General features: G+C 70.2%; 10 protein-coding genes. All 10 read right to left on the bottom strand.

The window, feature by feature from the left end; translation table 11 throughout:
* Window positions 1–33: 33 nt before the first annotated feature.
* Complete coding sequence (locus AC07NG_RS18595; RefSeq protein ID WP_494595577.1) at window positions 34–2163, bottom strand: tetratricopeptide repeat protein; 2130 nt, start codon at window positions 2161–2163, stop codon at window positions 34–36.
* Complete coding sequence (locus AC07NG_RS18590; RefSeq protein ID WP_494595575.1) at window positions 2160–5084, bottom strand: M16 family metallopeptidase; 2925 nt, start codon at window positions 5082–5084, stop codon at window positions 2160–2162. The genes AC07NG_RS18595 and AC07NG_RS18590 overlap by 4 nt, the downstream gene beginning before the upstream one ends.
* A 122-nt stretch (window positions 5085–5206) precedes the next feature.
* The gene (locus AC07NG_RS18585) at window positions 5207–5962 is read right to left on the bottom strand and encodes a DUF2334 domain-containing protein (RefSeq protein WP_492856125.1); all 756 of its coding nucleotides are present in this window, start codon (window positions 5960–5962) and stop codon (window positions 5207–5209) included.
* 8 nt (window positions 5963–5970) lie between these two features.
* A complete protein-coding gene (locus AC07NG_RS18580) occupies window positions 5971–6801 on the bottom strand; it encodes a glycosyltransferase family 2 protein (protein WP_492856126.1) in 831 nt (276 codons plus the stop codon).
* Window positions 6802–6904: 103 nt separating this feature from the next.
* Entirely contained in the window at window positions 6905–9310 is a 2406-nt protein-coding gene (locus AC07NG_RS18575; protein ID WP_494595574.1) for a TonB-dependent receptor, read from the bottom strand.
* Window positions 9311–9385: 75 nt separating this feature from the next.
* The gene (locus tag AC07NG_RS18570; protein WP_494595573.1) at window positions 9386–10312 is read right to left on the bottom strand and encodes a FecR family protein; all 927 of its coding nucleotides are present in this window, start codon (window positions 10310–10312) and stop codon (window positions 9386–9388) included.
* 120 nt (window positions 10313–10432) lie between these two features.
* Window positions 10433–10948: an RNA polymerase sigma factor gene (locus tag AC07NG_RS18565; protein WP_494595572.1), complete on the bottom strand. Its 516-nt coding sequence runs from the start codon at window positions 10946–10948 to the stop codon at window positions 10433–10435.
* Window positions 10949–11166: 218 nt separating this feature from the next.
* Window positions 11167–11463, bottom strand: coding sequence for a putative quinol monooxygenase (locus tag AC07NG_RS18560; RefSeq protein WP_494595571.1), 297 nt, complete (start codon window positions 11461–11463; stop codon window positions 11167–11169).
* 4 nt (window positions 11464–11467) lie between these two features.
* Window positions 11468–11845 carry an MmcQ/YjbR family DNA-binding protein gene (locus AC07NG_RS18555; RefSeq protein ID WP_492856131.1) on the bottom strand — a complete coding sequence of 126 codons (378 nt, stop codon included), beginning with the start codon at window positions 11843–11845 and terminating at the stop codon, window positions 11468–11470.
* 116 nt (window positions 11846–11961) lie between these two features.
* Window positions 11962–18183 (bottom strand): YDG domain-containing protein, encoded by a 6222-nt coding sequence (locus tag AC07NG_RS18550; protein WP_494595569.1) that lies wholly within the window; start codon window positions 18181–18183, stop codon window positions 11962–11964.
* Window positions 18184–18201: the final 18 nt, after the last annotated feature.

Raw genomic sequence — 18201 nt, 5'->3', positions numbered from 1 at the left:
CGCCCCCCTTCCCTTTTTCAGCTTCGGCTCTTTTCAGCTTCCGCTGAGGCGCTTGGATTCCGCGAGGTCGCGCGCCGCACCGGCCGTGTCGCCCTGGCTGGCCTTGACCTTGGACCGCCACTCCCAGGCGTCGGCATAGGTCGCATCGCCCGCGATGGCCGCGTCCAGTTCCTCGGTCGCCCGGCGGTAGTCCGACAGGTACCAGTAGACCGCGCCCTTGCGGGTCAGGGTCATGACGTCGCCCGGCGACAGCTTCAGCGAGACGTTGAGATCGCGGATGGCGCGGTCGTAGCGATCCTGCCGGATGAAGACGTCGGCGCGATTGTAGTAGGCCGGCTCGTAGTCGGGCTTGGCCGCGATGGCCGCCTCATAGGCCGCCAGGGCCGCCGCGTCGTCCTTGGCGGCGAAATAGGCCAGGCCGCGGTTGTTGTGCACGTAGGCCGACTTCGGATCGACGGCCAGGGCCGCGTCGAGATCGGCCATGGCGCCGGCGAAGTCGTCCTGGTTCCGCAGCAGGCTGGCGCGGGTCACCCGCAGGTCGATGTCGTTCGGGGCCAGCTTCAGCGCCCGGGCATAGTCCGCCAGGGCTTCGCGCGGGCGTCCCTGGTCACGGTGATAGTCGGCCCGCGCGGCCCAGCTCGCGGCCCGGTCGGGGTTCAGGGCGATGGCCTTGTCGTAGAGCTTGCGGGCGCCCTTGTCGTCGCCCTGCCACGCCAGCAGCTCGGCGATCGCGACCTGCAGGTCTGGCCGCTTGGGCGCCAGCTTGGCGGCGTTGCGATAAGCGTCCAGCGACCGCGGCCAGTCCTGGCGCTGGTTATAGGCAACGCCCATGTTGACATAGGCCTGGACGTTGGCCGGATCGATGCGCAGGGCGGCGGCGTAGGCGGCCATCTCCTCGTCGCCGCGCTTCAGTTCACCCAGGGCCTCGCCGGCGCCGTTGGGCGCGTCGGGGTCCTTCGGGTCCAGCTCGGCGGCCTTGCGGTAGTCGGCCAGGGCCGCCTCCCACTTGCCTTGATCCTTCAGCAGCAGGGCGCGGTTGTAGTAGGTGGCGGCGTGTTCGACCTTGTCGGCGATCAGCACGTCGTAGTCGGCCATCGCCTTGGCGGACTCGCCCTTGGCGTTCAGCAGCAGCGCGCGCTGGAAGCGGGCGTCTGCGTCCTTGGCGTCCAGCTCGAGGGCCTTGTTCAGCACGACCAGACCCTCGTCATAGGCCTTGTTCCGACGCAGCAGCTCGCCCAGGGCACGGAGCACCCGCGAATAGTCGGGATCGATCTTCAACGCCTCGCGATAGGCGTCGCGGGCGGGCTCGAACTGGTCGAGCTGATCATAGGCGACCCCGAGGGCGTAGAAGCCGCGGGACTCCTTGGGATCCACCCGCACGGCCTCCTTGGCGTCGCTCAGGGCGCCGGACTTGTCGCCCCGCGATCCCCGCAGGATCGAACGATAGCTCAGCGCGTAGCCGTCCTTGGGATCGGCCTTGACCATGGCGTCGTAGAGCTTGCGCGCCTCGGCGTAGCGTTCCTGGCCTTCGTAGAGTTCGCCCAGGCGCAGCTGGGCGCCGTATGGATCGTCGGTCACGCCGATGGCCGTCTTCAGGTCGCGCTCGGCGGCGGCCGGGTCCGTGCTTTCCAGCAGGTCGGCGCGCTGCAGATAGGCGCGGTAGAACCGGGGATCGGCGGCGATGGCGGCGTCGTAGTCGGCGCGGGCGCCGGCCGCGTCGTGCTTGGTCCATTGCTTGACGCGGCCGCGATACAGCAGCGCGTCGGTATGCGTCGGATGGGCCTTCAGCACGGCGTCGAAAATGGCCAGGGCCTCGTCGTCGCGGTCGAGATGGAACAGGGCCGCCCCCCGCGCCACCTGGGCCTCGATATCGCCCGGCGACAGCTTCAGCGCGGCGTCGGCGTCGGCCAGCGCATCTGCGTCGTGGTCGAGCCGCCAGCGGGCCTTGCTGCGGGCCACCAGCAGGCGGGTCTTGACCGACGCGTCCTGGACGCCGGCGTCCAGCGCCGTGGTGCAGTCGGCCGCCACGACCTCGCGGTCGACGAGGCGCTTGGAGGTGTCGGCCGCGAGGCACGCCTCGCGCGGATCGGCGGCGGCGTGGGCGACGCCGGTCGCGGCCAGGGCGATCAACAGGGCGGCGGGATGAAGGGCGCGGAGGATCATCGAGCGGCTCCCGTCGAGACTTCGGCGGTCTTGGCGTTGGCGGCGGGATAGGCGAAGCCGACGATCGGCGGGCGCTTGAGCCAGGTTCGCGCGGCCGCGCGCAGATCCTCGACCGTCAGCGAGGTGACCAGGGGCTCGACCAGCAGGGCCTCCTGCAGAACGGCCGGATCGGTCGCCGAACCGGCCATGGCGCCGGCCCACCAGGCGGTGGTCTCGCGATTGGCGCGGATGGTGGCCAGGATCGGCTGGCGGGCGTCGGTCAGCATCTGCTCGGTGATCTCGCCGTTGCGCAGGCGCGCGGCCACGGCCTCGGCTTCGGTCGCCAGATTGGCCAGGTCCTTCGGATCGGCCTCGATCGAGACTTCCAGTACGCCCTGGTCGCCGTGGTCGGGCGTGGCGGTCGAGACGACCGGAGCGTAGGTCTTGCCCAGCTCCTCGCGGATGCGCCGGCGCAGCGCGGTGTCGAACACCGAGGCCAGGAGCTTCAGGGCGTACTCCTCCTTCCGGCGCTCGGGCGAGGCCACGTACAGCGGCCAGATCAGCGCCGCGGCGGCCTTGTCGGCCGAGCCGCCGTGCTCGACGCGGATCGGCGGCACGGGATCGTCCGGATAGCTCAGGAAGTGGACGTCCGGGCGCGCGCGGTCGGTCACCGGACGGGCCGGCAAGGCGCCGAAGGTGCGGGCGGCGGCGCGGATGGCGGTGGCCTCGTCGACGTCGCCGGCGATGGTCAGTTCCAGCGGCGCGGTGGTCAGGATCGGACGCAGCACGCGGGAGAAGTCGGACGAGCGGATCGCCAGGAGCTCGGACTGCGGCGGCAGGCTGCTGGCGCCGGTGGGATCGAACCGCTTGGCGATGGCGTCCGACAGGGTCGACGGCGGCATGCTGCGCATCGAGCGGTAGGCCAGGTCGGCCGCCGTCGGCAGGCGCGCGTCGAGCGTGCTGCGGAAGCCCGGATCGGTCACGAACGCGGCCAGGATCTCCAGTTCCCGGCCCAGCGAGTCGCCGAAGATCGAGGTGTCGATCGAGAAGGTCGTGACCCCGAGATTGGTGTCGAAGTTCACCAGGCCGCCGGTCGGGAACAGCGTCTCCAGGTCTTCGGCGCTGTGCTTGCCGAGACCCCCGCTGCTCATCATCGCCAGGCCGAACTCGGCGATGGTGTTGTCCTTGTCGGCGATCTCGCGGCGGCCCGCCCCGAAGTTGAGGCGCACCTCGATCTTGTGGGGCTGGACGTCGGTCTGCTTGAAGTTCAGCACGAGGCCATTGGCGAAGGTCAGCCGCACGAAGCCCGGATCGGCGATGGTCTCGCGCCGGACGACCTGCCCCGCCGGACCGAAGTCGCCATAGGCCCAGACGGCGTTGGAGGCTGGCTTGACGAGCGGCGCGTCGCTGACCGCGTCGCCGTTGCGGGTCCAGGCGGCCAGCAGGGCCTCGCGGGTCGGCGGCTTGGCGCCGGTGACCGACAGCAGCGGCCCGGTTCCCGACCAGTCCTCGGCCATGGCGGCGCGCATGTCGTCGACCGTGGCGTCTTCGACCGCGCGGTCGAAGACGTAGAGGGAGTCGGCCGGCGAGCGGGCGACCTGTCCGGCCAAGGCCTTGCTCAGCAGTCCGGACGCCAGGTCCGGAGACTTGCGCGAAGCTGCGTTGGTGCTGGCGCCGCGCACCAGCGAGCGGATCTTCTCGACGGCGGTTTCGAACTCGATGTCGGTCGGCGGCGTCTTGGCCAGCCGGTTGAACTCGGCCTGGCTCTCGGCCAGGGCGGCCTCCCAGGAGTCGTTGGTGGGCATGGCGACCATGCAGGTCGCCGACATTTCGCGGGTCTGGGCCCCGAACGCGAGGGCGCCCAGCAGGTGGGTCTCGCCGCCCGAGACCCGGCGGGCCAGGCGCAGGTTGAAGATCGTCTGCCAGACCTGGGACATGATCTCGCGACGCTGGAACTCGACGGTGTCGATCTGCGGCGGAACGCCCGGCCGCAGGCGGCAGACGCTGATCGCCGTCGGCAGGCTTTCGTGGCCGATGGCGAAGGCGTCCAACTCACGCTTGGCGGGCGTGATCGTCACCGGGACCCGGACCGGCTTGGGCCCGCGCCCGCTCCAGTCGGAGAAGGTCTCGCGGACCAGCGCCTCCAGCGCCTCGACCGGCCGGTCGCCGACCACGGTGACCACGGCGTGCTCGGGCCGGTACCAGGCGTCGTAGAATTTCTTGAGGCTGACGGGCGTGGCCGCGTCCAGCGTCTTGCGCGTGCCGATCGGCATCCGCTGCACCGAGCGCGACTCCGGGGCCTGGAAGCGCGAGATCGCCTGCTGGGCGTCCATCTGCGGCCCGCCGCGCGTCTCCATCTCGGCCAGCACGACGCCGCGCTCGCGGGTCACGCCGTCGGTGGTGAAGATCACGCCGTCGGCCACGTCGCGCAGCCAGCCCAGGCCCGTCTTCAGTTGGGCGTCGTCCGGCTTGGGCATGTCGAGCATGTAGGAGGTCGAGAAGTAGTCGGTGACCGCGTTCTGGTCGCGGCCGAACACCACGCCCCACGGCGCGAACACCCGGTCGGGGCCGCCTTCCGGATAGCGGCGGGTGGAGCGGAAGGCCATGTGCTCGACGAAGTGGGCCGTGCCGCGCTCGGCGTCGCTCTCTTCCAGGCTGCCGACGTCGACGGCCAGGCGCAGCGACACCGCCCCGCTCGGCACGGCGTTGCGCATGACCAGGTAGCGCAGGCCGTTGGGCAGCACGCCCTGGCGGACGGCGGGATCGGGCGCGATGGTCGGGTCGACCGCCTTCTGCGCCGACTTGGCCTTGCTGGCGTCAGCCTTGTTCGCGTCCGCCTGGACGACCTGAGCCTTGGCCGGCTCCTCGCCGATGGCCGGCCCGCCCAGCAGAGCAGCCCCCATCACCAACGCCGCCCCCGCGACGCCTCCGTATCTCGACACTTTCACGCCCCCAAGACGCCCCGAAACGCTCACGAGAGCATACACGCTCACGCAACTCTGCGTGCTTATCGGTTGTGGGAGGTTTCGGCTAGCCGCCTCTTGCGTGACGGATCTCGCGCCGCTCAGGCCGCCTGCGAAGCGACCTCGGCCGAGAGCAAGGGCCGGGCTTGCGGCTGAAGAACCGGCAGGATCAGGGCGAGGAAGCGCCAGGCGGCCTCGTCGTGATCAAGATGGTGGGTCAGCAGCCCGATGGGCTCGTTCCAGGCCCGCTTGCGACGGCGCTCGGCCAGCAGGCGGCGGGCGCGATCCAGGAACCGGCGTGCGCCCCGGAACCGGGCCGTCGGCTTCCAGCGCATGATGTCCAGGTGGGCGTCGATACGCGGCGGCAGCGCCTCGGGCGCCAGCATCCCGTCATAGCCCGACAGGCCGACGCCACGGACGGCCAGGGCCGTCTCCAGGGTGCGGTGAACGTTGTTCCAGGGCGGCACGAACAGCGAGGGCCTGACCCCGGCTTTCGCGAAGGCGGCCAGCGCTGTATCGAGCGACGCTAGCACATCGGCGAGGCTGTCGCCGTCGATCACCTCGCCCGAAGCGCGTCCCGGCGAGGCGCGGTTCTCGTGCCGGAAGCCGTGGATGGCCAGCTCGACGCCCGGCGTCACGCCGCAGGCGCCGACCAGGGCCGGAAGGTCGCCGTCGGGGATCGCCGCCACGGTCAGGGGCGCCGAATAGCGGGCCGACATGCCCAGCAGCAGCGTCAGCGCCGGCCCGGTATGGCGAGCGTCGTCGTCGCGCCACCAGACCACGGGGCGGCGTCCGGCGCGGCGCCACAGCGCCAGCTCCGGGCCGAGCATGGCCAGGATGAGCAGACGATCGATCATCCGGCCGATCACCCGGCCTGGCCGAGAACCAGTTCGGACGCCGAGGCGCCGTTCGGCTCGGCGCTGATCACCAGGGTGCGGCGGGAAGCCATCAGTTCGCGCGCCTTCAGGTTCGACAGCAGCGGATAGAGGCCGGCCATCACGGCGATCGCAAAGCCGTAGTCGCCTTCCTTGTAGCCCTGGCGCGAGACGTAGCACTTGAAGAACCGGCGCACGCCGCGGAAGGCGTCGTCGGCCAGCCCCTTGACCTTGCCCTTGTCGGCCAGGTCCTGGGCGCGCAGGTCGGTGTAGCGGTTCAGGCGCTGGATCATGTCGGGAAGGTCGTCGTCGACCTTGTGGACGATGGCGGCGTGCAGGCGACCGCCGCATTCGCCGGTGAACACGGTGCCGGGGTGCACCCGGTCGTTCTTCCAGGTCTTGACGCCCTTGCGGAACAGGCGGGCCACCGACGAGGCGCCGAACGAGCCGCCCCAGCCGCGACGGACCAGGCGCTCGCCGATGTAGTTGTCGACCGGAACCTGGTACCAGTCAGCGCTGTCGGCGGCATTGACCAGGGTGCGGATCTCGCGGGCCAGTTCGGGGGGCACGCCCTCGTCGGCGTCCAGCTCGAACACCCATTGACCACGGCAGGCCGCCACGCCGGCCGTCTTGCGCACGCCTTCCACCGGGAAGATGCCCGAGACCACTCGCGCGCCCATGCGGCGGGCGATGGCTTCGGTGCGGTCCGAGCAGCGGTCCGCCACCACGACGATCTCGTCGCAGAACGACAAGGCGGCCAGGCAGTCGGCCAGGCGCGCTTCCTCGTTGTGAGCGCAGACCAGGCCCGAGAGTACGGTCATCGGCAGTTCCCCCGATAGACCCGCGTGTCGCGGATCCGTCATGGGTCAGACGGCGCCGAAAAGGCGCCCCCTCAAGGAAAACGCACGATAACCATGCACAACGTCAGAAGGCCTTGGCGAGTTCCACGGTCCAGGTGCGCGGACGCAGCGGCGTGACCTGGCGCACCTGGCCAAAATAGAAGGGATTGCCGTAGGCGAAGGTGTCGCCCGAAGTGTTGGCCGGGTTGGTGACCGCCAGGCCCAGGCTCCAGTCGTCGCCGCGCAGCTGGCCGCTCAGCCGGCCGGTGACGTAGCCGCCCATCTCCGGCGAATAGCGCGGATCGAAGGTCATGCGCGAGCGGCCGACATAGTTTACGTCGCTGGTCAGCACGATCCGCCGCGTTCCCCACGGACGCTCGTAGCGAAGGGTCGCGCCCGCCGACAGGTCGGGCACACCCGGCAAGGCCGCGTCATTGACCGAGGCGAAGCTGGTGGCGATCCGCACCATCCGCGGCCGATTGAGCAGGGCGTTGCCCTGCAACTGCCAGCGCGGACCCAACCGCACGAGACCTTCCAGCTCCAGGCCGGTGTTGCGGGCGTCGCCGACATTGGCGGTATAGGACAGGCCCGAGCTCAGGTACTGGTCGGTCTGGATGTCGCGCCATACGTCGTGGAACAGCGCCGCGCGCAGGGTCAGCCTGCCGGCCAGGGGGCGCAGGCTGGCGCCGATCTCGTAGTTGCGCAGGTGATCGGGCGAGAAGTGGTCGAGGCTCGACGACGGCGGGGTCAGGCCGCCGGAGTTGAACCCGCCCGAGCGATAGCCCTCGGAGGTCAGGGCATAGATCATCCCTCCCCCGCTGAGGGTCTTCTGGATCGAGAGCTTGGTCGAGACGCCCGAGAAGCTGGCTTCCTTGTCGAAATCGCGCGATCGCCCCGGCGACGGCGCGATGATCGACGAGACGGTCCGCACGCGGCTGTCGGAAGCCCGCGCGCCGGCGCTGGCCGACCAGCCCGCGCCGATGGCCCAGGTCGTCTCGCCGTAGAGCGCGCCTTCGCGGCGGCGATCGACGCGGGTCTCGTCGTAGTATAGCCGCAGGCTCTGGCGGGAGGTGCTGCCGCGCAGTTCGCCCCGGCTGCGCTCCTCGCCGACCAGGCCGTAGATGCCCAGCAGCCAGGTCAGCCGCCGGTCGGACGGCGAGGTCCAGGTCATGTCCTCGACCCACAGGCGCACGTCGCTGCCCTCGTCGAAGAGACCCAGGTCCACGGCCGTGTCGCTCATCTGCTCGACGGCGGCGGTGGCGTCGTAGCGGCTGGCGTAACGGTGGCGCACGAAGCCGGTCGACGACTCGAACTGCCCCCACGCGCCCGATCCCGTCACCGTGGCGGCGGCTTCGCGGAAGCGATTGCCGTGCGTCTCGCGCACCTGGTTGGCGCGGCGATGGCCGCCCAGGTCCGGGGTCGTGTACTGGGTGTCGTTCGAGGCCAGATCCTGGGCGGCGGTCGACAGGTCGAGCGTCCAGTTGTCGCTGAGCCGGGTCGCCAGCGCCAGGCGTCCGCCCTTGCGGGTGGTCCGGTCGACGTTCGACAGACGCAGGTTCACATCGTCGACATAGCCGCCGTCGACATCGTCGAAGAGCGCCAGGCGCATGGCGGCGCGGTCGGCGACCAGGGGAACGTTGAGCACGCCCTCGATCTTGCCGCTGGCCGAGCCGGATTCGGTCGAGGCCCCGACCGCCCGCGCCTCGAGCGACCACTGGTTCAGCTCGGGCCGGCGCGTGACGATGCGGTAGATGCCGCTCAGCGAACCGCCGCCGTAGAGCGCGCCCTGCGGCCCGCGCAGCACCTCGACCCGCTCGACGTCGATCAGCCGCAGGTCGGGGTCCGGCGCGTTGTAGGTCAGGGGGACGTCGTCGAGATAGGTGCCCACCGTCTGCTGGGTGCGCCCGGTAAAGGCCCCGTCCGACAGGCCGCGCAGCATGATCTTGTTGCGGGCCGCGCCGAGGTTGGTGGTCAGGAAGCCGGCCGTGCGCAGGGAAACGCCGGTGGTGTCGACGGCGTCGAGCTCCCGCAGGCGCTCGCCCCGCACGACGCTGACCCCGCCGGGCGCGGCGTTCAGCGGCGCGCCGCGCTTGGTGGCGCTGACGACGACGCTGTCGACCTGGGTGGAGGCTTCGGCCGGCGCCGAGGGGCGCGGCGCGGCGGTGGGAGGCGGCGTGGCCCGGGCCACGATCTTGACCGTGACCGCGTCGATGATCTGGAAATCGCAGCCGCCGCCGGCCGTCAGACTTTCGAGCGCCTTGCGCAGCGACATGCGGCCGTCGAGGGCCGGCGCGCGGCCGCCGCAGTTGGAAGCGCCGCCAAGGCTGACCCCGGCCTGGACGCCGAGGTCGATCAACGCGTCCTTGCGGCTCTTGGCGGGGATGTGGAGCGTAATGTCGGCGGCCGCGGCGGAACCGACGGCCAGGCCAGCGACAGCGGCCGACGCCAGCAGGACGCGAGCGAGTCGCGACGGCCAGGGCGGCCGCGCCATTCGTCCCCCTGCCCGCTGCATGGCCCCCGCCGCACCCCTGGCCCGCAAAGGCCCGCCTAGAAAATTCTGGCGGCGCTAGCGCGCGCGGAGTTCGATCGCGTCATCCGCGACCGCCACTTCCAACGGCAAGAGCTTAGCCAAGCGCGAGACCATCGCATCCTGGCCATCAACGATCAACACGCCGGAAAGTCGCATCCCCCCGGCTTTCCCGTCCACGATGCGCACGGGCTTGTCGAACAGGCGGTTCAGATCGCCGGCCACCTCGGTCAAAGGCCTATCGCGATAGATCAATCGCCCGTTCCGCCAGGCCGTGGCCTCGCCCGGCGCCAGATCGGCGAGCTTGGCGTCATTGGCGCCTTCGACATGCGTCAGGCCGCGTCCGGGCGGCAGACGGTAGGTCTTCGAGTCGCCCGGCGACACCTCGACCAGGCCGCGCTCGACGCCCACCGAGACCCGTCCGTCGCGATGACGCACGTCGAATCGGGTGCCGACCACGCGCACTCGCGTGTCGCCGGCGGCGATGACGAAGGGGCGCGACGGATCCTTGGTGACGTCGAAGATCGCCTGGGCGTCGCCCAAGTCGACGTGGCGCTCGCCGTGCGTGAACCGCACGACCATGCGCGAGCCGGGCGCGAGATCGACGTGCGAGCCGTCTTCGAGCGCGATCGTCCGGCGCTCGCCCTTGCCCGTGGAATAGATCGTCTCGGCCGGCGAATTCAGCAGGCCCGGGCCCAGCACAGCCGCGGCCACGAAGGCGGCGGCCAGCGCCGCGCCGCCGCTCCACAGCCACGCGCGGCGCGACGGCCGCGGGCGAAGCGGGGTGACCACGGCCGACGGCGAGACGGCCGACAGCCGCTTGAGTTCCTCATCCTGGGCGGCGACGACGTCATAGGCCTCGCCGTGCTCCGGCGCGGCGTTCAACCAGGCGTCGAAGGCAAGCCAATCGTCGGCGGTGACCGTTTCGCCTTGCAGGCGAACCAGCCAATCGACGGCTTCATCCATGTTCCTTCGCGAAAGGCTCATGCCACCCTGTCCCCGCGCCCATCGACGCTCGCCCATACAGTAGACGTCGCCGACGAACGATCCCCTCCAGAAAGTTCGTCAAAAAACCCGCAGGCTGCGTCACGACTCCTCATGCAGCCTCCTGGCGACGGCTTTCAAGGCCGAGCTTACGTACTTTTCCACCGAACTGCGGCTCACGCCCATGGCCGTGGCGGTTTCCGAATGGCTGAGGCCCTCCAGCTTGTGCAGGCGGAAGGCGCGCGCGACCGGCGGCGACAGCTCTTCGAGCACGTTCAGCACGATGGCCAGCCGCTGGCGGCTCTCGACCACGGCCTCGGCCGAGGGCGCGTCGGCGGGCTGATCGCCGTCCACCAGGCCTTCGCCGCCCTGGGTGCGCCGCCAGTGCTCGTCGCGCGCCTGGCCGCGCTGGGCGCTGCGCAGGCGATCCAGCATCAGGTTCTCGGCCATGCGATAAAGCAGGGCCGAGCCGCCGCCGGCCGACGCGGTGCCGCCCTCGATGGCCGTGACCTTGAAATAGAGTTCCTGGACGAGATCTTCGGCCTCGGCGCGCGAACGCAGCCGCGCGGTGAACAGGCGTACGAGGCTCAGGCGCTTTTCTTCATAAAGCGCCAGCAAAGACGGCGCTTGCTGGACCCCCGACAGCCTCGACCTCCCCTACGCATTACCGGACGCGCCCGACTGGCGCTGATCCGCTCGACTTGGCCAGCGGACCTGACCAGCGAACCTGAATTGTCACCACCATATCCCGGCGACGGACGCAAATACGATATTGCCGGCAGGCGACAGGAACCTGGGGAATTTCGCCTGACACGAGCGTATCTCGCGTCTGAGCCTTACCCCAGGTCGGCCGGATCGAGCACCAGGGACGTGCGCTCGGCCAGGTCGCCGATTCTCGCCAGATAGGACGCGAAGTGCGGGCTGGCCCGGTGAGCCGCCACCGCTGCGTTATCGACATAGAGTTCGTCGAGCACGAAACGGGTCGGATCGGCCTGGTCGCGCCAGACGTCCCAGCGCAGATTGCCCGGCTCGGCCCGGCAGGCCTCGGCCATGCCCAGCAACAGCGCCTCCAACGCCGCGCCCTTGCCCTCGCGGGCGGCCAGCACGGCCACGATCTTCACGCCTGCGCTCATGACCTCACGCCGCTCCCTTGGCCGCGCCGAGCACGGCGCCGCGCCCCCTGCCCGCTCGCGAGCGCGCGGCCTTGGCGTAGGCCACACCGAACGCGGCGGCCAGGATGTAGGCCATCGTGTCCTCGTCGATCCCCTTGAGCCAGACCAGGGTGACGCCGGAGCCGCGCGGGCGCTTCGGCTCGATCGCCACCGCGTCGCTCATCGCCAGGGCCGCGGCCTGGTCCTTCAGGCTGAGTTTGACCACGGCCCAGCCGGCTTCCGGCCACCCCAGGGTCGCGAACGCGCGGCCGCCCACACGGAACTGGACGGTGTCGAGCACGGGCCGCACCTGCACGGCCGCGCCCAGACGGGCGGCCAGGGTCGAAAAGGCCTCAGGGGTCATGATGAATCCTCGCGCGATGCGACGCCCTACAGATCGCGAGTCGCCGCTCGGTGGCAAAGATGCCGTCGAGCGGCGTCAGAGTCGGTCGTACTGCGGGCGGCCGCCGTGCGGCGTCGCTAATGCAGCAAAGCCACCGTCGCGGGTAGCGGCGGACAGCCTTCGCCCGGGCAGCCCGCCCCCTGGGTTTCCAGCTTGAGCTCGGGATCCCAGTCCAAGGTGAAGTCCGGCGAGGCGTTGAGATGCTTGAGCGTCGTCGAGGCGTTCTGCTCGGCGGGCGGCAGCGGATCGATCGTGAACACCGCGCCCGTGAAGCTCAGGTCGTAGTTGGCCGACAAACCCAGGGTTCCGCGCGTGATCGCATAGGCGCCGGCCGTCTCGCCGGCGTCGCGGGCCAGGCCGCCCGTGAAGGCGTCGCCCGCCACCAGGTCGCCCACCGTGATGCGATAGGTCAGGGTCGGGTCGAAATGGCCCTGAACCTTGAACGTGTCGTCGGCGGACACCGTCACCGACCGGCGCAGGATGTCGGCCAGGCCGGCGCTGACGCCGCCCAGGCTGTAGTTGGCCGCGTCGAGCCCGGCCAGGGTCGCGCCCGACACCGTCACGGTCTTGCCCGCGCCCGCGTTCCTGTCGGCGAAGGCGTAGACGCCGGCGGCCGAGACGGTGTCGCCGGTCACGACGCCGGTCAGGCCGATCGTCCCGCTGGCGGTCGTCGCGCCGTCATAGGTCTTGTTGTTGGCGGTCAAGGCGCCGGTGATGGTCTTCTTGAAGATGTCGGCCGTGTCGGACGACACCGTACCCAGGCTGTAGTTGCCCGCATCGCCGCCCGACAGGGTCACGGCCGAGGCGGTGACCGTCTTGCCCGTGCCGGCGTTCCAGTCGCCGAACGCGTAGGTCCCGGCGGCCCCGACCGTGTCGCCCGAGATCACCCCGGCCAGGGTGACCACGCCGGTGGCGACGGTGCTGCGGTCATAGGTCTTGTCGTTGGCCGTCAGGGCGCCGGTGATCGCTTTCTTGAAGATGTCGGCCGTGTCGGACGACACCACGCCGAGGCTGTAGTTGCCGGCGTCGCCGCCCGACAGGGTCACGCCCGAGGCGGTGACGGTCTTGCCGGTTCCGGCGTTCCAGTCGCCGAAGGCATAGGTCCCGCCGGCCCCGACCGTATCGCCCGAGATCACTTCGGCCAGGGTCACCACGCCGGTCGCGGTGACGCTGCGGTCATAGGTCTTGTCGTTCGCCGTCAGGGCGCCGGTGATCGCCTTCTTGAAGATGTCGGCCGTGTCGGACGACACCGCGCCCAGGCTGTAGTTGCCGGCGTCGCCGCCCGACAGGGTCACGCCCGAGGCGGTGACGGTCTTGCCCGTTCCGGCGTTCCAGTCGTCGAACGCATAGGTTCCGGCGGCCCCGACCGTGTCGCCCGAGATCACCCCGGACAGGGTGACCACGCCCGTGGCGGCGGTGCTGCGGTCATAGGTCTTGTCGTTCGCCGTCAGGACGCCGGTCAGAACCTTGGGGTCGATGCGCAGCGAGCCCGTCCCGTACGAGAAGGCGTAGTTGAGGTCGGAGGCCAGGGTCCCGGCCGCGGCGGTCAGGGCGTAGGTTCCCACGTTCCTGCTGGTCGCGCCTGAAACCGTGGCCGCGCCCGACCAGGCGTCGGACGCCAGGTCGCCGTTGACCAGGCCGGTGATCGTCGCCGAGGTGCTCGGAACGCTGCCGTCATAGGTCACGGTCTGGCTGACCGGCGTCACCGTCAGGGTCGGCTGGTAGACGTAGACGAAGCGGTTGCCGGCGTTGGGGGCGACGGCGAGGGTCTCGTTGGAGAAGTCGTAGGCCGAGCCGTAGAAGCTCTTGCCCGCCAGGCCATTGAAGCTGTTGGCCGCCGTCGAGCCGGACGCGTTGCCGACCGCCTGGGTGTAGATCAGCCAGCGGCCGGCGGCGTTGGTTGCGGTCACCGCGTCGGCGCCGCGCGCATTGGTGAAGGTTCCGTCCGAAGCCAGCACGATCGCGTCGCCCGTCCCGTCGGCCGTCACCTTGCCGGTGCTGGCGAAGGTCATGCCGGCATGCGAGGTCAGGGCCAGCGTCCCCGTGCTCAGCACGGTTCCGGTGATGGTCAGCGAGCGGCCGTCGACCAGCTTCAGCAGGCCGCCGGTATTGGTGAAGTCGCCCAGCTGCGCCACCTGGTTGGCGGCGCCGAAGTTCGCCCCGCCGACGGACGACCCGATCAGGGTCTGGGCGGTGATGATCCCGGTCGAGACCTGGCCGATGGCGTGGGCCGAACGCAGTTCCACCGTCTGGCCGATCGCGGTGATCGGACCGTAGAGGTCGAAGGCCAGGGTGTCGTTGAAGGCGAAACCGCCGGCCGTGACGCTGACCGCGTCCAGGTAGGAGACTTCGTTGGCGCCCAGCAGGACGACGCCCGTTCCCGAGGTCACGCCCAGCGAATTGGCCTTCAGCACGCCCTGCTGGGCGATGTCGGTGGCCGCCTCCAGGGTCAGGGCGCCGCTGACGTCGATCACGCGGCCGGGTACCGCGTCGCCGAAGCGCAGATTGCCGGTGGCCGAGGTCACCGTCAGGTCGCCATCGACGAGGGCCGAGACGAGCCGCGTGTCGCCGTCGCCGTTCACCTGAGAGTCCGCGTTCGCGGTCAGTCCGTCGATCGTCAAGGCGCCGCTGGGGCCGTCGATGTTCACGGCTCCGGTGATCGACCGCGCGGCGATGATCCGCTGCGAACCGTTGAGCACCGTGATGTTGACCGCATTCAGCGCGTCGATCGTGGTCAGGTCGGCAGCGGTCGTATGGTCCAGGTTGACATCGACCGAGCCCGTGGTGGTCGAGGCCTCGACGATCGTGCCAGACCCCGCCGATGTGACGATGTTGGCCGTGGTGATCGCGCCCGGCGTGGCCGCGCCCAGCACCACGTCGCCATTCGTGGCGGTGACCAGCAGGCTGTTGGTTCCCGTCCCCGTCAGCATCGCCGAGCCCAGCTTGGCGTCACCCAGATTGGCGGTGACGATGATCTGGTCGCCGGCCGTGGCCGAGGCGATCAGGGCGTCGCCGAAATAGCCGTGTGCAGTGACCTGGCCATTCGCCGCGCTAAGGGTTTCGACCTGAACGTTGTTGGCCTCGAGATAGACATCGCCTGTATCGCTGGTGACGTCCCCGCCGGTGACGTCGCCATTGACCATCTCGACGCCGATCCCGCCCACATAGTGCAGGTCGCGCCCCGTGAAGTCGAAGTCGTAGCCGCTCGGAACCTTAATGAACCAGCTGCCGGCCTGGGTCCCCGTCGGCGACAGGGCGTTGGCCGAGAAGCTGGCGCCCGTCAGATGATAGTTGTAGCCGGCCGTGACGCTGGTCCCCACGGTCACCGCGCCGGTTCCGGCGTTCAGGTCCACGTCGTAGTCGGCCTCGGCCGTATCCAGCGAGACGCCCTGGCCGGTCACGCGGACCTCGCCGTCGCCCACGCCCGTACCGGCCAGTAGCTGCGCCGAACCCAGCACCGCGCCGGCCTGGCTGGTGACGGTCAGCTTGCGGCCGGCGTAGAGCGACAGGCTTCCCAGGTCGAGGTCGCCCAGGGTGTCGGTGATGGTGACGTCGCGGATGTCGCCGTTGAACAGATAGGGCGTCAGGCTGTCGCCCACGAAATCCTGGGCGGTGACCGTGTAGTCCCCGCCGCTGCTGATGGCGCTGACGTCCAGTGTGCCAGCCATCGCCTCGATCGTGATGTCGTAGGCCGCCAGCTCGCCGATCACCAGATCGCCGGTCTTCTGGACGACAGTCGCGCTGCCGTCGATCGCCGCCCCGACCAGGGTGATCCCGTTGCTGGCCGAGTTGATGTTGACCACGACGTCGCCGTCGTAGGACAGGACCTGCAGGCCGTCCGTACCGCAGCCGCAGCTGGGATTGGTGATCGCATAGTTGGCGGTGGTGATCGAGGCCTTGTCGTCGGCCCCGAACGTGGCCGTGTTCATGGCCAGCACCGTGACGCCGTCCGGCCCCTCGGCGCCGCGCAGCGTGGCGTCGCCATTGATCGCGGCCACCACGACGGTCTCGCCGGCCACGGCCTTCTGGACGACGATGTTTCCGGTCGCGGCGGTGGCGTCCAGCGCCAGAGCGGCCGTCACCTCGCCGACGTCGACGCTGCCGCCGATCAGGGTCAGGTCGTCGCCGCTGGAGATCAGCGTCGCCGCCGTTCCGTCCAGCAGCCCGTCGGTCTCCAGATGGGTGGCGCCGTCGCCGTGGACCGAGCCGGTGATCGTCAGGTCGCCGCCGGCGACATAGAGCGCCAGCGTGCCGCTGCTGGCCGTGGCCGAACCGACGGTCAGGCCGCCGTCGTAGGTCTCGGCGTAGAGGTTGCCGGTCAGGGCGGTGATCGTGCCGAAGCTCGCCAGGCCGCTGGCGACGGTCACGTCGACATCGGCGCCCTCCAGGGTGTCGATCAGGGCGCTGGTGTCGAGGTGGACCATGGCGACGCCGCCCGTCGACTTGACGCTGGCCGTGCCGGTGTTGCCGCCCGTGCGGCTGAAGAGGTTGGCCGTCTTGATCGCCGTATAGTCCGGATCGCCCAGCACCGCGTTGCCGACCGCCGTGATCGACAGATCATGGCCGGAGCCTGAACCCGTCAGCGTCGCGGCGCGCAGGATCGCCTGGCCGCCGTTGGAGGTGATGGTGATGTCGCGGTCGGACGTGGCCGAAGTCACGTCGATATCGCCCGCCGCGACCGCCTTGGCGTCCCGCGTCGCCGTCAGCGAACCGGCGGTGATCGTTCCGCCCGCGTCAAGGGTGACGTCGCCCGCCGTCGCACCCGCGCCCTGGGTGATGGCCGCACCGACATTGACCGCGCCGTCGCTCGACCTGGCCAGCACGTGGGCGTCGTCGGTCGCCCCGGCGCCGGTCGACTTCAGCGTCGCGCCGCTGGCCAGGACGTCGCCCGAGGTGGTCGTGACCTCGACGTCGTCGCCGGCCGTGGCCGCGGTGACGACGGTAGCGTTTCCGGTCGTCGCGGTGACGAAGACGTCGCGCGCCGCCGAGCCGTTGCTCAGGCTGGCGGAGGTTCCGCTGACCTTGATGTCGCGCGTCGAGGTGGCCGTGCCCAGGCTCGCGGTCGTCGCCCCCTGGATGGTGATGTCGCCGGCCTGCGCGCCGGTTCCCTGGGTCAGCAAGGTGTTGCCGGCGTTGACCGAGCCGGTGTCGGAGCGCAGCAGGATGTGTGCGTCGTCGCTGGCGCCCAGGCCTGTCGATTTCAGATAGGCGCCGCCGGCCGAGACGTCGCCGGCCGAAGCCGTGATCTCGATGTCGTCGCCGGCGAAGATGCGGTTGGTCACATAGGCGGCCGTCGAACCGGTCACGAACACGTCGCGCGCCGCGTCGATCGTGCTCACGAAGACCTGCGGAGCGCTGATGGTGACGTCGCGCGCCGAATTGCCCAGGGTCAGCGACGCCGAGCCGTTGCTGGTGAGCAGGATGTCGCCCGAGGTCGTTGTCGTGGCCGCGCCGACCGAGGTGTTGGCGCTCGACGAGACCGTGACGCCGGTGTCGCCGGTGATCTGGGTGACGGTCGCGCCGGGGCCGCCGGCGGCGACGCTGGCCGCGCCGCTGGTGGCGACGACTTCGCTGGCGGTGATCGAACCCGAGGTGGTGGAGATGTCCACCGTGGCGCCCACCGCGGTGGAGACGTTGAGGGCGCCGCTGGAGGCGCTGAGCACGACGTCGCCGCTGCTGTTGATCGAGGCGCTGGTCGCCGAGCTGATCGTGGTCATCTGGATCAGAGCATCGGCGGTCGAGCGCAGGAAGGTCAGCGGCGCGGCGGAATCGACGAAGCTGGCGTCGACCAGCCCCGAGCCCTTGCTGAACAGGAAGCCGCCGGCGGTCATGGTCGCGCCCGGCGAAATGATCACGCCCTGGGGCGAATAGAACCAGACATTGCCGGCCGTCGCCGCCCCGACCTTGCCGGTCACCACGCTGCCGTTGTCGAACCGGATCTGGCTGGTGGTCTTGTTCAGGACGATGTCGCTGGCGGAGTCGAACAGGAAGTTCATCGCGTCGCCGCTGCTGAGGTGCAGGTCGGTCCAGTTGATGACCGTCCGGGGCGCGTTCAGCTCGATCTGCAGCGTGATGGCGTCGGGAAAGCTGATCACCGGCTGCGAGCCGCCGGTCGAGACCGTGATGTTGGCGGCGCTGGGAATGCCCGGCAAGGTTCCCGACATCGCCGGCTGAGCCAGCATCGCCGCCACGCCGCCCATCAGGGAGCTGACCAGAGCGGAAGCCGCCAGCAACTTGGTTCGGTGCGCCGGGCGCGAGGCCGTACGAGAGAAGGTCGGGCGGATCGGCGACGGGGTCATGATGGACGCTCCGGGTCT

The sequence above is a fragment of the Caulobacter sp. GW821-FHT10C03 genome (assembly GCF_059415485.1).
The sequence above is the reverse complement of the archived record's forward strand: the minus strand, read 5'-3'. Positions and strand labels throughout refer to the sequence as shown.